This window comes from Affinundibacterium macrobrachii, assembly GCF_014652415.1.
Taxonomy (GTDB): Bacteria; Pseudomonadota; Gammaproteobacteria; order Burkholderiales; family Burkholderiaceae_D; genus Undibacterium; species Undibacterium macrobrachii.
In genome coordinates this window covers 782540-797230 of record NZ_BMYT01000001.1, presented here as the reverse complement: position 1 = coordinate 797230, position 14691 = coordinate 782540, and the positions used below count along the sequence as shown (strand labels likewise).

Sequence of the window (14691 nt, the reverse complement as noted above, 5' to 3'; positions counted from 1 at the left end):
TACTTGCGCCTGTCGTTGGATCGCTGAACTGGTTCAAGGCTTTAAATTAGACTTGTAATCCGCTTTTTGCAGTGCTGTCTCGATAGTCTGTAAAAAAACAAATTTTTTAATTTTCTGGAACTTTAGCTATGAAAAAATCAATTCTTGCACTAGCCGCATTGTCAACATTAGGTGCATTTTCTGGTGCCGCAATGGCGCAAACATCGGTCACGGTTTACGGTATCGTTGACGCAGGTGTTGCATACAAAAAAGCAGGTGCAGGTTCATTAACATCTTTGGATAGTGGCTTGAACTCCACATCCCGTTTGGGCTTCAGAGGTACAGAAACATTGAGCGGTGGTTTGAAAGCCAACTTCAATTTGGAAATGGGCTTGAAAGCAGATACGGGTGCAAATGACTCTGCAATTTTTGCACGCGGTGCATGGGTAGGTTTGTCTAGCGCAGACTTCGGTTCTGTGAACTTGGGTCGTCACAAATCATTGACATACATCTATGGCGCACAGATCGATCCATTTATGGATGGTTTGTTGGGTAAAACAGATTTGATGTTCAAGATCAATGCAGTTCGTGATAACTCCATCACTTACACATCCAATAGCTTTGGCGGCGGCTTCTCTGTTGCTGGTCAATATGGCTTCGGTGAAAAAGCGGGCGATGCAAAAGCAAACCGCGTAACTAGCGTTGCAGCTGCGTATGCAAATGGTCCTTTGATGGCAAACATCGTTTGGGATCAAGTAAAAGATACAAACGGCAATTTGGCTGTTGGTGGCGAAAAATTGCTGGCTGGTATGTCTTATGATCTCGGTAAAGATTTCTTCGGCGTGAAATTAAACGCGATGTACGAAGAGATCAAAGGCTCGACAAGTTTGACAGTTTTGAAAGAAACCAAAGAACAGTTGTATATGATCGGTGGTTCGATCAAAGAAGGTGCAAACACTTTCATCTTGAGCTACACAGATTCCAAAGTGAAAACTAGCACAAATGCAGATTCAAATCGTATCGCTTTGGGTTACACCTACGATTTGTCTAAGCGTACAAACTTGTATGCATCAATGGCACGTGTAGAAAACGAAAAGTCTGTGAAGACTTTAGCGGATGTGAATGGCGCGACAGCAACTTTGTTTAACTTCGGTATTCGCCATAAGTTCTAATTTGCTCAATCAGTTTGATTGAAAATTCAGAAAAAGCTGCCAGCGATGGCAGCTTTTTTTGTATGGATTTGTATAGAATTTTTACGTAAGTGTAATATGCCTTGTCCCGTATCTTTTTTGGACTACAATGCAGCAGTCCATTGGATAATTTGTATTGGAAAGGTGAGATTATGAAAAAATTATTGTTGGCCGCATTGGCACTAAGCTTAAGTTCAACAGCCGTATTCGCAGGTGAAGCGAAAGTGAGTTTTGCGAAGCTTGATAATTTCACAGATATCAAGGCTGGCCATGAGCAAAAAGAGCGTTTTCGCGAACGTTTAACAGAGGAATTCACCTCGGTGTTTGCAGGCTTTGCTGCCAAACTACCAGAGGGCTATCAGTTGGAAATAGATATTACTGACATTGATTTGGCAGGTGACATCCGACCAGGAATGACAATCCATTACGATCAAATTCGTTGGATGAAGGAAATTGATTGGCCACGCATCCAATTCACTTATGCGTTGAAAAATGCGCAACAAGAAGTGGTCGCCAGCGGCAAGGAAGAATTGCGTGATATGGACTACTTGCGTCGAGTCCGTATTCCTTCTGGTAAAACTTCATTCGAGTTTGAAGAAAAAATGTTGCAAGATTGGTTTAAACACCAAGTTGTTTCAGGCGCATTTCCTTCACAAGATGCGAAAACACTTACAGCAACCAAATAGCTTTGTTGAAATTAAATAAATTATTTTAAGTAGCAACTATTTTTATGAAGGGTTGATTCAATTTTGAATCGACCTTTTTTATTTCTGAGCAAATTTCTACGCATATTTTTAAGCACTATTGCAGTGAATCAGTGATCTGTTGTAGCGTCTGCTTTGTCGAAGCAGCTTTATTGAGCAATGAATAGGTTTGCCAAGCGCTCCTTAAGCCACGTAAAATAACGCCTTCTTGAAGCAAATTAGCTGAACGTATTGAGTTAAACGCATAAGTTTCACGTTATTGCTTCTTTTTTTCTCCACCGAATTGATCCATGTCTACAGAAAATCCCAAAACAGGCGATGCCACTGCGCCAACTGAAGAGCCACGTAAGTCGCTTTTTTATGATCCAACCGAGTACCGTATTCGTAGTTTTGTCACCCGCGCTGGACGACTCTCTGATGCCCAATTAAAAGCGATTGAAATCTTGGGCGCTAAGTATATGATTCCTTATCAAAAGGGCTTACTCGATGTAGACGCGACATTTGGACGACAAGCACCAACTATCTTTGAAATTGGCTTTGGTATGGGCGAAACCAGTGCCAAAATTTCGGCCCTGATGCCTGAGAAAAATTTTATTGGCGTCGAAGTTCATACGCCCGGTGTTGGTAATTTATTGAAACTGACCGACGCAGCTGGCCTGCAAAATCAACGCATTATTCAACACGATGCGTATGAAGTATTAATGCACATGATCGCGCCCGAATCCTTGGCTGGTGTGCATGTGTTTTTTCCTGATCCTTGGCATAAGGCACGCCACAATAAACGCCGCTTGATTCAAGGACCGATGGTCGCTTTATTGGCCTCGCGGATTCAATCTGGCGGCTATATTCATTGTGCGACCGATTGGGAAGATTATGCTGTGCAAATGTTAGAAGTGCTTAGTGCTGATCCAAGCTTGAAAAATACCGCAGATGGCTATGCGCCACGCCCTGATTATCGTCCTGTCACCAAGTTTGAAAATCGTGGTTTGAAATTAGGTCATGGTGTGTGGGACTTGGTATTCGAGAAGAAGTAAGTTGGATCATCTCGCAATTTTTGACGCTTAATTTTTCTCGCATTTGATGTAGATAGTTCTGATCAACATTTGCAATCGATCACTGCGATAGCGATAGATAATAAAACGCAGCCTGTAATAGGGCTGCGTTTTTTTTCACCTAGTGCGAGTTGGCGAATTCGTTGGTGATTTTGCTTGTCGGGCTTAATCACTGTCATCCTACTGTCACTTAGCGTCTCTACAATCTGTCTCCTATGACAGAGCACCAAACACAACTCGGCAAAACGATTTTAATCTTGAGCGTTTCCGCTGGCGCGGGTCATGCCCGTGCAGCCGAGGCGATTCGCGCTTATGCACAGAGTGCCAAGCCAGATTGTCGCGTGATTCATCTTGATGTAATGGATTTTGTGACGCTTGGCTTTCGTAAAATCTATACTGATTTTTATGTGCGTTTGGTGAATCGTGCCCCGACCTTGTGGGGCTATTTATATAACTTCACCAACGATGCGCGCGCCGACAGTTCAATGGAAAAATTGCGGCGTAGCTTAGAACGCTGGAACGCCAAAGCACTACTACGCGAAATCGCAAACTTAAATCCCGATGCAATTATTTGTACACATTTTTTGCCAGCAGAAATGTTGGCGAGATTGATCGCGCGACATGAATTAGATTGTCCGGTTTGGGTACAAGTAACGGATTTTGACCTGCACAGAATGTGGGTGCACAAGGGAATGGCGGGCTATTTTGCCGCGAATCAGGAAGTGGCTTTTCGTATGCGCGAGCATGGAATAGCGGCAGATACCATCCATGTGACCGGGATTCCTATCATGCCAGCATTTGCAAAGACTTTATCGAGAGAAAAATGCGCGCCGGCATTTGGATTGGCACCATCGCGCTTTACGATGATCTTGATGGGCGGTGGTGCTGGGCTTGGCAACTTAGATGAAGTCGCGGCACGTTTATTGGGCTTGCAATTGCCCGCAGAAAATCCCTCTAGTCAGTTTCAATTAATCGTACTTGCCGGGAAAAATCATAGAGCCTTGCAGGCATTACAGACACTTGCACTCTCCTATCCACAGCGCCTTTTTCCTATCGGTTTTACCTCGCAGGTGGAACGATTAATGGTATGTGCTGACGTAGTGATTACCAAGCCTGGTGGGCTAACGACCTCAGAGTGTTTGGCGATGGGTTTGCCGATGATTGTGAATGCACCGATTCCGGGTCAAGAAGAACGTAATGCAGATTATGTGCTGGAGCAGGGCGTCGCGTTAAAGGCGGTTGATTCACTTGCGTTGATCTACCGTATTCAAGAATTAATCGCACAGCCAGATCGACTATCAACAATGACACAGCGCGCAAAACTGCTCGGTAAACCAAATGCGGCACAAGCGGTATTTGAGCGCGTGTTTGCTAGTCTGTGTTGAGAAATAATCTTCATCAATATTCTTGCAATATGGATGAAACCAATTTAAACAAGATTACTTAAGGACAGTTTATGCGCTTACAGTGGAAGGGCTTGTTGCTCACTTTATGCTGGGTTGGACTGATGGCGTTTTTTTTCGCTGAAGTGGAAATCCAGATCGAAGGTGGCGCCGGATGGGCCACAAGTTTGCCAACCTGGCGTATTGAACAGCATTGGTTGTTGGATATTTTTTGGGGTGGGCGAGCGATGACTGGTTATCACGCTTGGGTTTTTCCATTCATTGCCATGGTTTTTCATCTACCGTTTTTCTTTTTGCAAATATGGTCATTGAGGCTACAAGCGCGTGCGCTTGCCTGCATTATGGTGTTTTGGATTGTGGAGGATTTTTTGTGGTTTGTGCTCAACCCCGCATTTGGATTAACACGATTTAATCCTATTGATGTCTTTTGGCATAAGCATTGGTGGTGGGGATTGCCTACCGACTATTGGACTTTTTCTTTGATCGCCATAGTTTTATTGGCCTACTCATTTAATCAGAATAAAAATTAAGTCCGATGGACTCGTAGAAATTGCTGCTATGTCACTGCATCCGCCCATCGTGATTAATTTGTATTTATATAAAAATTGGAGTAAGTTGCCTGCTTAATTTATTTTTGTGAATAGCTTATGCGCGCATCTTCTCTCCGGTTTCCTGCTCCTTCAATTCTTGCAGCGTTTGTTTTAGCGACTTCGCTCTTCGCACCGTTTGTCAGCTCTGCACAAACATCTTCAACTGCTGCTTATGCTGCGCATCAATCGATTCCTTATTCGCCTAAGTTAGTCAAAGCAAAGTTAGATAATGGATTGACTTACTACTTGCAAAAAAATGCCACACCCGAAAAAAAGGCGGAGTTGCGCTTAGTGATTAAAGCTGGTTCCATTTTGGAAGACGATGATCAGCAAGGCTTAGCGCATTTCACTGAGCACATGGCATTTAATGGCAGCAAACATTTCAAGAAAAATGATTTGGTTTCTTTCTTGGAATCGATAGGAGTGAAGTTTGGTGCCGACTTAAATGCGTACACGAGCTTCGATGAGACGGTGTATATCTTACCGATTCCAACCGATAAACCGAGCAATCTGGATAAAGCGATTATGGTGTTGGCGGATTGGGCAAATGGATTGAGCTTTGATGATGCAGAAATTGATCGTGAGCGCGGTGTGGTGTTAGAAGAAGCCCGCTTGGGCAAAGGCGCCGATGATAGACTTAAAAAGCAAATTATTCCCAAGACTTTATACGGCTCGCGATACGCCGAGCGGATGCCAATTGGAAAAGAAGACATCCTGAAAAATTTTGATTACGATGCATTGAAGCGATTTTATCGAGACTGGTATCGTCCAGAGTTGATGACCGTGGTGGTGGTTGGCGATATTGATCTCGCACAGACAAAAAAACTGATAGAAAAGCATTTTGCTAGTTTAAAAAATCCGCAAAAACCGCGACCACGTATCGTCGCCGAGGTGCCGCTGAAGAATATGGCTGATGCAATCGTAGCGACTGATAAAGAGGCGAATAATTCTGCCGTTAGTATTTCGCAAGGACGCTATTTGAAGATCAATGATGGCAAGTTTGGAAGCTATCGCGAGCGTCGTATTCAGCGCTTTTTTAATGCAATGCTCAGTGATCGTTTAAATCAATTGGTGCAACTACCTCAGCCACCTTTTATCGCTGCGAGTAGCGAAGTTAGAGGCTTGGTTGCGCAGTACCAAGAGTTTAATTCGGTCGCGGTAATTGGCAAGGCTGGTGTGCAGGCAGCGATCGATGCATTAATGCAGGAAAACAAACGCGTTGCGCAATTTGGCTTTAGTGCGGATGAATTTAATCGGGTTAAAGCGAACATTCTGCGCAATATGGAGAATGCTTATAAGGAACAAGAGAAAAATCAGTCAGACGAATTGGCCGAAGAATTCATTCGCAATTTTTTACTGGGTGAGGCGATCCCAGGTATTGAGGCTGAGTACATATTTCATCAACAAATCGTCAATCAAATTCAGCTTGAAGATGTCAATCAATTTGCACGCAGCATCTTAATTAATCAAGAACCGAAGCTGATCGTGTATCAAGGCAGCGATAAGCCTGACCATACTATTCCGGATACGCAGCAATTGATAGAAATGGTCAAGTCGGCCGAACAAAAACAAGTGACCGCCTACACGGAGAAAAAAGCGGTGACGAGTCTATTCGATACACTGCCAAAAGCGGGTCACATTATTCGTGAAGTGAAAGATCAGAAGTTAGGAACGACGAGTTGGTCACTGAGTAATGGCGCCACTTTAGTCATGAAACCAACCAATTTTAAAAAGGATCAAATACTGCTTGGTGCAACGCGAGTTGGTGGTATGTCGATGCTTGCCGATGCCGATTTTTTACAAGCGCGCTATGCGACCACAGTAGTCGGTGCGATGGGCATGAAAGATTTGCCGCCTATCGAGTTAGGGAAATTCTTGGCGGGTAAGAGTGTGGGTGTCTCGACCAAATTTGGTGAAGATGCTGAAGGTATTTCTGCCTCATCCAATAATAAAGATCTCGAAGCGATGTTGCAGGTGGTGCATCTTGCGATGACGGCACCACGACGCGATCCGGCTTTATTTCAATCTTTTGTCGGTAAGCAGCAAGATGCTTTACGTAATCAGATGGCTTCACCGTTCATGGTATTTCAAGATCAATTGATACACACCATGTATCCAGCGCATCCACGTGCACCCATATTGACTACGCCAGAGCATATTGCGAACCTTGATTTGGATCGTTTGATGAATCTTTATCGAGCGCGTTTTTCCAGTGCAAAGGGCTTTACTTTCTTTTTGGTCGGTAGTTTTGATATCGCAAAAATTAAACCTTTGATGTTGACTTATCTGGCAAGTTTGCCTTCACACGATGTTGACGTCGGTATTAAAGATCACGGCTTACGACCTGTTTCTGGCATCGTCAAAAAGAATGTCTATGTCGGTAAAGAGAACCAGAGTTTGATTAGCTTGCAGTTACATGGCGAGCGCAGCATGAATATCAAGGAACGTATGCGTTTTTCTGCCTTGATGGAAATTCTGCAATTGCGACTCACTGCCAAAATGCGTGAGGAACTTGGTGCTGTGTACAGTCCGCAAGTGTCATATAGAAATGTGTTGAACCCCTACCAAGGATATGTAATTGAGTTGTACTTGCCGAGTGGGCCAGAGCATGTCGAACAGCTATTGCGCAGTAGCTTCGCCTTATTCGACGAGTTGAAGACAAATCCCGTGACTAGTGAGGAACTCAACAAGGTAAGGGAAAATTGGCTAAAAAATCGCCAAGAGCAGATTAAAACTAATGATTTTTGGATGACGATTTTTACTAACGCCAAAGAAGAAAATGAAAACCCGATGCATGTCTTCACCTTTAATGAAAGGGTGAAGAAATTACAAGCCAAGGAATTATTAGAAGCCGCCAAAGTTTATTTGAATGCAGAGAATTACATTCAAGTGGTGATGTATCCCGAGCATATGAGACCAGCTGATGGTGTTGGGAACTTATGATCGGTAGTTTATTCTTAATCAAGTAGATGAATTCAAAATCAGAAATTAAATCCGATTTACATCGAATAAAAAATGAAAGGAAGAGAGCATGAATGTAAACTTTGCATCTAAGAAAATCGTGTTAGCGCTAGTATCAACGGTATTGGCTACATCGGCGATGGCGCAACAGCAAGAAAAAAAAGCGAGTTCACCAAAATTGACGATGGCAGATGTGTTAAAAGCCTCGCAAGCGAGTGATTGGCGATCATTAAATCCTGAAAATACTTTGTATTTAGAATTAGAAAAAGGTCGTGTCGTCATCGAGTTAGCGCCTGAGTTCGCGCCAAAAAATGTCGCGAATATCAAAGCACTTGTGAAGGAAGGATATTTTGATGGATTAGCGATCATTCGTTCGCATGATAATTATGTGGCGCAGTGGGGGGATCCTAGTGAGAAGCGAGAATTTAAAAACGCCAGCAAGAAGGTCGATGCAGAGTTCACCGTCAAATATAAGCAAACAGATCCATTTACACGGCTACCAGATGTAGATGGTTATGCACCGCAAGTCGGTCATGTTAATGGCTTTGCCGCTGGTCGTGATCCAAAGTCGCGAACAACCTGGTTGACTCATTGCTATGGCGCGATTGGTGTCGCAAGAGGAAATGACATCGATAGCGGCAATGGTGGTTCCTTGTACGCGGTAACTGGTCATGCCCCACGCAATTTAGATCGAAATATTACGGTGGTTGGTCGTGTCATGCACGGCATAGAATTACTTTCAAGTTTGTCTCGCGGGACTGGTGCATTAGGATTTTATGAAAAACCTGAAGAACGAACACCGATTAAGACTGTACGTCTGGCGGCAGATGTACCTGAGGTGGAACGTAGTAAGTTAGAAGTTTTCCGCACCGACACCAACAGTTTTAAAGCATTGGTGGAAGCACTAAGAAATCGTGCTGGCGATTGGTATAAATTTGCAGCCAATCATATTGAACTGTGTAATGTGCCTGTGCCTGTAAGGCTTGTGAAGTAAGACGTTGGCATTCGTATTGTCGAGATAAATCAATGAGAAAATTTGTTCCCTTGCTCGTTCTAACTGCCGCTTTAAGTGGCTGTATGACAGTTACCGTCAGCTCTAATCAGTTTGTACCTCGTGACGCTCATAAATTAGCTTTATTAAAAACTAGGGCGCCAACATATCAATTGCGTGATTTGGAATTTGTACAAGCAGATGGCTCAGTAAGTCGTGGTGTGTATTTCAGTCAGCCCAAGGCCGAAGCAACCGTGTTTTATCTGCTTGGAAGTGGCGTTCGTTTAGATGCGAGTGGTGCTTTTTTTCTGACGCCGTTCGCCGACATGAATTTGAACGTGATTGCCTTTGATTATCGTAGTTTCGGTCGTAGCGATGCGACCACAGCGAAGCATGGTTTAAAAGAAATCGAGACGGATACTTTAGTTCTGTATGACTATGCGCGCGGTTTGGTGCAAGGGCGTTTGATTGTGCATGGACACTCATTCGGCAGTTTTGTTGCAGCCAATTTAGCCGAGCAACGTCCACTAGATGGAGTGGTATTAGAAGGAACCGGAACAGATCCGAAAACCTATGCGCAGAATCTCACCCCTTGGTTTGCTAAGCCTTTTGTATCTTACAAGTTAGACGGCGATGTGGCCCAAGTTGATAATCGTCGCAGTCTACAAAACATTCAGTTTCCCATCTTGATCATCGCTGGCAAGCGCGACACCACCACACCAGAAGCAACCGCCCGTGTCCTTTTCGATGAACTTAAACAAAGCAAGAAAAGTTTCATCAGCGTCGATGCAGGGCATATGGATGCCATGTTATTTCCTGAAACGAAAGCGGCGTATGGGGCGTTTTTGTCTGAAGTGACGAGTGCTAAGTGAGACCGGTGATTGCAATAGGATAGATATCAGAGTTTTCGCATCTTGTGATGGGCTTTTTGCTTAAAGAGTCCATCACTTGCTTTGAGACATACCGTAAGATGATTATTGCGCTGGATTGGCAGATGTCGCGTGAATCGCTTGAATTGCAGCTATCACTTCATCGCTGAGTTTGACTTCGGTGGCACGAATATTTTCTTCTAATTGCTGTAGATTGGTTGCGCCGATGATGGTGCTTGCGACAAACCAACGTGAGTAACACCATGCCAGCGCGAGCTGGGTTGGTGTGTAGCCAAAATCACGTGCTAGCTTGGTGTAGCGTTCGCTAGTCGCGATCACTTCCTGGCGCATGTAGCGTGGGCTCCATGTTGCGGGAAATTGTGTGAGCCTTCCTTTGGCTTGCACATCATCGACATATTTTCCGGTTAAGCGTCCAAATGCAAGTGGGCTGTAGGCCAATAAGCCGACTTGTTCGCGATAGCAAGTTTCGGTTAATCCTTGCTCATAACTGCGATTCATCAAGTGGTAGGGATTTTGGATAGAGATGATGCGCGCTTGTTGTTTGCGTTCGGCGTGTTTGATAAATTCGCTCACTCCCCATGGTGTTTCGTTGGAGACACCGATGTGACGAATCTTGCCTTCTTTGATCAAACTATCGAGTACGTCTAATGTGGTTTCGATTGCGACACTTTCTCTTTCTAGATTTGGATCAAATTCTTTTTGACCAAAGATAGGTGCATTTCGGCTTGGCCAATGTAATTGGTAGAGGTCGATGTAATCTGTGTTGAGTCGCTTTAAGCTGGCGTCGATTGCAGTGCGAATATTTGTTGCATCGAGATCGTTTTCGCCATTGCGTATCCATGGCATACCGCGAGATGGACCTGCTACTTTGGTAGCCAAAATAATTTTATCGCGTTGACCAGATTGCTTAATCCAGCTGCCTATGTATTGCTCAGTTCTATGCACTGTCTCGGCACGTGGCATGACGGGATACATTTCTGCAGTATCGATGAAGTTGATACCATGTGCCAAAGAAAAATCAAGTTGTTGGTGTGCCTCTGCTTCGGTGTTTTGTTCGCCGAACGTCATGGTGCCTAAGCACACCTCTGACACCATTAAATCACTGCTACCTAGTTTTTTTAGTTTCATATTCAATCCAAATTTTGCAGCCGCATTGAGCTAGATTAGTTGTTATTTCGTATCGCGACTGCGCACTCACGTACCAATGCCGGACCGCGATAAATCAAGCCCGAATAGACTTGTACTAAAGACGCACCAGCATCCATTTTTGCCACTGCATCTTTACCTGAAAAAATACCGCCTACACCGATAATGGGTAAGGCATCGCCCAATTCTGACTTTAAGGCGCGGATGACTTTATTGGACAATTCAAATACTGGTTCGCCAGATAAACCACCGGTCTCTTCGCCGTGTTGCAAACCTTTGACAGCGTCGCGTGTAATGGTTGTGTTGGTGGCGATAACACCATCTATCTTGTGACGTAATAATGAGTCAGCAATATTTTTGATTTGTTCGCTGTCGATATCCGGTGCAATTTTTAAGGTGATCGGCACATAGCGTTTGTGTTGATCGGCTAAACGTTGTTGTGCGTCTTTCAGTTTGGAAAGCAAATCGTCAAGTTCTGATGCGCCTTGTAATTGACGTAGATTTTTGGTGTTCGGTGAGGAGATGTTGACGGTAACATAGCTAGCGTATGGATAAACTTTGTTTAAGCAGATTAGGTAATCATCGGCGGCTTTTTCGATTGGCGTATCGGCATTTTTACCAATATTTAAACCGAGCACGCCTTGTTTTTCTTGGTAAAAGCGCGACGCCTGCACATTGGCGACAAAGGCATCAACACCGCCATTATTGAATCCCATGCGATTGATGATCGCGTTCGCTTGCGGCAAACGAAACATCCGTGGCTTGGGATTGCCGGCTTGTGCGCGTGGCGTCACTGTTCCGATTTCAATGGAGCCAAAACCTAGGGACGCTAAGCCATCGATGTAGCGTCCATCTTTATCTAAGCCCGCTGCCAAGCCAACTGGATTCGGGAAAGTGATTCCCATTACCTTACGTGGATCAGCTGCTGGCTTAGGGAGCAGTCGCGTCAATCCCATATTGTGTGCACGCTTTAAGCCAGGTAGCGTTAAGTCATGTGCACTTTCGGGGTCCATAAAAAAGAGGAAAGGGCGGGCTAGTGAATAGAGCAATTGATCAGACATAATAAGAGTGTAATAGTAAATAAATTAAATGGAGAGTGGCTTCCAGCTGCCGTCCTGAAGCGCCTGCAAAGGTTTGAAATTGGTTTTGTACGACATTTTGCGGCTCGCTTCTATCCAGTAGCCAAGATAAAGATAAGGAAGCCCGAGAATTTTGGTTTGTGCGATTTGCCACAATACATTAAAGGTGCCGTAAGCGCTTTGTGGTACATCGGGATCATAAAATGTGTAAACCGAAGACAGGCCATCATTCAAAATATCAATGATGCTAATCATGCGCAAAACCTGATTGCCATCGCGAAAACTAACTAGTCTCGTATTCACGCGACTTTGTAATAAGAACTGCGCATATTGATCGCGTCCATCTTGATCCATGCCGCCACCAGCATGTCGGCGACTTTGATAGCGTTGATAGAGTTCGAAGTGTTCTTCGACAAATTCAAGAGGTAACACTTCGGTGTATAAATCTGCGTGTTGCTGTAATGCTCGACGCTGACTGCGGTTGGGTTTGAATTGACTGACAACGGTACGTACCGGTGTGCAAGCAGAACATTGATCGCAGTAGGGGCGATAAATAAATACACCACTGCGTCTAAAGCCACGGCTCACCAGTTCTGAATAAACCTCACTGCCAATTAAATGCGCAGGCGTAGCGACTTGTGAACGTGCTTGCTGGTCCTCTAGATAACTACAAGCGTACGGCGCGGTTGCATAGTAATGCAAGGTGATGTAATCGTTCGTGTTCTCGTCATCTGCGTTTTCAACCTTATCGGAATTGGCGCAGTGATCTACATCGTCACGATCATATTGATTCGCATCGTCGTTGATTGGCGACATCGATTGTATTGGTGGTTTAGTACGTGATTGCATCGCTATTCATCTTTCTGCTGGCTGAGGATGCGTCGATTGCAGGTAGTGCTTGAAACTGTCTAAAGTGAGTGGAGACCAAGCCTCAATCGTTTCTTGTGTGATTGCGCGTTTTACGTGACGCATGAACTCTTCTCGACTAATTGCTTTGGCACCGAATGATGCGAGGTGCGATGTCTCTTGTTGGCAGTCTATCATTTCCACATCATGCTTGCGTAATAAAACAACCAGCTGACTTAATGCCATTTTAGAGGCATCAGAGATCTTGGCAAACATGGATTCGCCATAAAACATTTTGCCTATACAAACACCGTAAACACCGCCGATCAATTCTCCATCTAGCCAGACTTCGGAGCTATGTGCATAACCTAATTTGTGCAGCGCTGAGTAGCCCTGAATAATTTCTTCTGAAATCCAGGTACCATCTTGATTTTTGCGCGGTGCCGCGCAGCAGCGCATGACTTGTGTGAATGCGCTATCAAAGCGAAAACTCCAGTTCGCGTCTTTAAGCGATTTGTTGAGGCGCTTCTTCAAGCTATCCGAAATCTTAAAGTCACGCGTCTTTAATACCATACGCGGATCGGTCGACCACCATAGGATGGGCTGTCCTTCAGAGAACCAAGGAAAAATTCCATTTTGGTAGGCAGTCAATAAGCGTTCAGGCGACAAATCAGCGCCCGCAGCTAACAAGCCTGCCGCACCTTGCTCGGCTGTCAATGCCTCGTCAATGTGAGGGAATGGGCTGTCAATCTCTAACCAAGGAATCATGAGTAAGAAAGGAAAAGTCTCAAGCAACGAGCATTAATCAGGTCGGTGCGATTTGTAAAAATCATGTTCGTGCAGCTGGAAATGCCCGCCGGAGCGAACATTCTTTAAATCTTCGAAAAAGAATTTTAAGGTTTGACTTACCGTTGGGAAGGCGATTTCTTCCCAAGGGATTTCATGTTCTGCAAATAGTGCGACCTCTAGACTTTCCGTACCAGCTAGATAGTTCGTATCAATCAAAGTCGCTCGATAAAATAAATGCACTTGATCGACGTGAGGGACGCTCAATACTGAATACAACTCATGCAGTTGAATATTCGCACCAGCTTCTTCGATAGTTTCGCGCTGCGCTGCTTGGCGACAAGTTTCCTGATTCTCCATAAAGCCTGCGGGCAAAGTCCAATAGCCATAGCGCGGCTCGATCGCACGTTTGCAGAGCAAAACTTTTGTTTCACCTTGCAGATTCCAGATTGGTAAGGTGCCGACTACCATATTCGGATTTTGATAATGAATCGTCTCGCATCTGGTACAAACAAAGCGTTCGCGCGTGTCCTCTGCTGGAACTTTTAAAATCACGGGAGCAGCACATGCGGAGCAAAATTTCATCAAGCGAATCTTTCAAGATGGTGACAGAAATTGAATCTATGAAAGTGTATCACTGCCAGCTAATTTCACTAGATCTAGCGTGCTTAAAACGATGTCTTGTCATTATCGTGCAATAAAATAATGCTTACGATTAAGGCAAAACAGAGAAAGAAATTGCGCAAAGCAGCAAAGTCCTGTATAGTTCTACTTATCAGACGCGGGGTGGAGCAGTCTGGCAGCTCGTCGGGCTCATAACCCGAAGGTCGTAGGTTCAAATCCTGCCCCCGCAACCAGAATTACAAGAATAAAGCCACGTTTCATCGTGGCTTTTTCGTTAGGCTGACAATTTTTTTGATTGGTTTGCGTTTAGAGCGTGTTTCTAGACTACAATCTGGCATCTACTAAATTGATCGACTGTTTTGACTGACCTATATTGGTGAACCAGAGTTGGTGATCCATGTGCAGGTGAGCTGCAGACTGATCCGCCAGGCGCACATTTTGAATCATGCT

General features: G+C 44.5%; 13 protein-coding genes and 1 tRNA gene. 9 read left to right on the top strand and 5 right to left on the bottom strand.

Features of this window, described 5'->3' with window-relative positions:
• Positions 1-128: 128 nt before the first annotated feature.
• The 8 genes from IE103_RS03625 (at position 129) to IE103_RS03590 (ending at position 9742) form a co-directional block, all read left to right on the top strand.
• Complete coding sequence (locus IE103_RS03625; RefSeq protein ID WP_189344612.1) at positions 129-1151, top strand: porin; 1023 nt, start codon at positions 129-131, stop codon at positions 1149-1151.
• A gap of 170 nt (positions 1152-1321) precedes the next feature.
• Positions 1322-1855, top strand: coding sequence for a DUF3016 domain-containing protein (locus IE103_RS03620; protein WP_189344611.1), 534 nt, complete (start codon positions 1322-1324; stop codon positions 1853-1855).
• 308 nt (positions 1856-2163) lie between these two features.
• Positions 2164-2907 (top strand): tRNA (guanosine(46)-N7)-methyltransferase TrmB, encoded by a 744-nt coding sequence (gene trmB / locus IE103_RS03615; RefSeq protein ID WP_189344610.1) that lies wholly within the window; start codon positions 2164-2166, stop codon positions 2905-2907.
• A 233-nt stretch (positions 2908-3140) separates the two neighbouring features.
• Positions 3141-4310, top strand: coding sequence for an MGDG synthase family glycosyltransferase (locus IE103_RS03610; RefSeq protein ID WP_189344609.1), 1170 nt, complete (start codon positions 3141-3143; stop codon positions 4308-4310).
• A gap of 71 nt (positions 4311-4381) precedes the next feature.
• Positions 4382-4858 (top strand): hypothetical protein, encoded by a 477-nt coding sequence (locus IE103_RS03605; RefSeq protein ID WP_189344608.1) that lies wholly within the window; start codon positions 4382-4384, stop codon positions 4856-4858.
• 117 nt (positions 4859-4975) lie between these two features.
• A complete protein-coding gene (locus IE103_RS03600; protein WP_189344607.1) occupies positions 4976-7861 on the top strand; it encodes a M16 family metallopeptidase in 2886 nt (961 codons plus the stop codon).
• 88 nt (positions 7862-7949) lie between these two features.
• Positions 7950-8873, top strand: coding sequence for a peptidylprolyl isomerase (locus IE103_RS03595; protein ID WP_189344606.1), 924 nt, complete (start codon positions 7950-7952; stop codon positions 8871-8873).
• A gap of 32 nt (positions 8874-8905) precedes the next feature.
• A complete protein-coding gene (locus IE103_RS03590; RefSeq protein WP_189344605.1) occupies positions 8906-9742 on the top strand; it encodes an alpha/beta hydrolase in 837 nt (278 codons plus the stop codon).
• A 102-nt stretch (positions 9743-9844) separates the two neighbouring features.
• On the opposite strand, the gene IE103_RS03585 is transcribed toward IE103_RS03590, so the two are convergent.
• From IE103_RS03585 to IE103_RS03565, 5 genes are read right to left on the bottom strand one after another with little or no spacing between them, the layout of a single operon-like run.
• Positions 9845-10888 carry an aldo/keto reductase gene (locus IE103_RS03585; RefSeq protein ID WP_189344604.1) on the bottom strand — a complete coding sequence of 348 codons (1044 nt, stop codon included), beginning with the start codon at positions 10886-10888 and terminating at the stop codon, positions 9845-9847.
• A 35-nt stretch (positions 10889-10923) separates the two neighbouring features.
• A complete protein-coding gene (locus IE103_RS03580; protein WP_189344603.1) occupies positions 10924-11967 on the bottom strand; it encodes a quinone-dependent dihydroorotate dehydrogenase in 1044 nt (347 codons plus the stop codon).
• Between the two features lie 24 nt (positions 11968-11991).
• Positions 11992-12834, bottom strand: a complete 843-nt coding sequence (locus IE103_RS03575) for an arginyltransferase (RefSeq protein WP_229827046.1) — start codon at positions 12832-12834, stop codon at positions 11992-11994.
• A 6-nt stretch (positions 12835-12840) separates the two neighbouring features.
• Positions 12841-13599: a leucyl/phenylalanyl-tRNA--protein transferase gene (aat, locus tag IE103_RS03570; protein WP_189344602.1), complete on the bottom strand. Its 759-nt coding sequence runs from the start codon at positions 13597-13599 to the stop codon at positions 12841-12843.
• Between the two features lie 33 nt (positions 13600-13632).
• Positions 13633-14202, bottom strand: a complete 570-nt coding sequence (locus tag IE103_RS03565) for an NUDIX hydrolase (protein ID WP_189344601.1) — start codon at positions 14200-14202, stop codon at positions 13633-13635.
• A 195-nt stretch (positions 14203-14397) separates the two neighbouring features.
• Here IE103_RS03565 and IE103_RS03560 point away from each other — a divergent pair.
• Positions 14398-14474: transfer RNA gene (locus tag IE103_RS03560), tRNA-Met, on the top strand.
• The last annotated feature ends 217 nt before the right edge of the window (positions 14475-14691 follow it).

Excerpts from the sequence above, each read along its gene's own strand:
- IE103_RS03620 (WP_189344611.1), top strand. The coding sequence starts at position 1,322 with ATGAAAAAATTATTGTTGGCCGCATTGGCACTAAGCTTAAGTTCAACA.
- IE103_RS03575 (WP_229827046.1), bottom strand. The coding sequence starts at position 12,834 with ATGCAATCACGTACTAAACCACCAATACAATCGATGTCGCCAATCAAC.
- trmB (WP_189344610.1), top strand. The coding sequence starts at position 2,164 with ATGTCTACAGAAAATCCCAAAACAGGCGATGCCACTGCGCCAACTGAA.
- aat (WP_189344602.1), bottom strand. The coding sequence starts at position 13,599 with ATGATTCCTTGGTTAGAGATTGACAGCCCATTCCCTCACATTGACGAG.
- IE103_RS03595 (WP_189344606.1), top strand. The coding sequence starts at position 7,950 with ATGAATGTAAACTTTGCATCTAAGAAAATCGTGTTAGCGCTAGTATCA.
- IE103_RS03625 (WP_189344612.1), top strand. The coding sequence starts at position 129 with ATGAAAAAATCAATTCTTGCACTAGCCGCATTGTCAACATTAGGTGCA.
- IE103_RS03610 (WP_189344609.1), top strand. The coding sequence starts at position 3,141 with ATGACAGAGCACCAAACACAACTCGGCAAAACGATTTTAATCTTGAGC.
- IE103_RS03580 (WP_189344603.1), bottom strand. The coding sequence starts at position 11,967 with ATGTCTGATCAATTGCTCTATTCACTAGCCCGCCCTTTCCTCTTTTTT.
- IE103_RS03605 (WP_189344608.1), top strand. The coding sequence starts at position 4,382 with ATGCGCTTACAGTGGAAGGGCTTGTTGCTCACTTTATGCTGGGTTGGA.
- IE103_RS03585 (WP_189344604.1), bottom strand. The coding sequence starts at position 10,888 with ATGAAACTAAAAAAACTAGGTAGCAGTGATTTAATGGTGTCAGAGGTG.
- IE103_RS03600 (WP_189344607.1), top strand. The coding sequence starts at position 4,976 with ATGCGCGCATCTTCTCTCCGGTTTCCTGCTCCTTCAATTCTTGCAGCG.
- IE103_RS03565 (WP_189344601.1), bottom strand. The coding sequence starts at position 14,202 with ATGAAATTTTGCTCCGCATGTGCTGCTCCCGTGATTTTAAAAGTTCCA.
- IE103_RS03590 (WP_189344605.1), top strand. The coding sequence starts at position 8,906 with ATGAGAAAATTTGTTCCCTTGCTCGTTCTAACTGCCGCTTTAAGTGGC.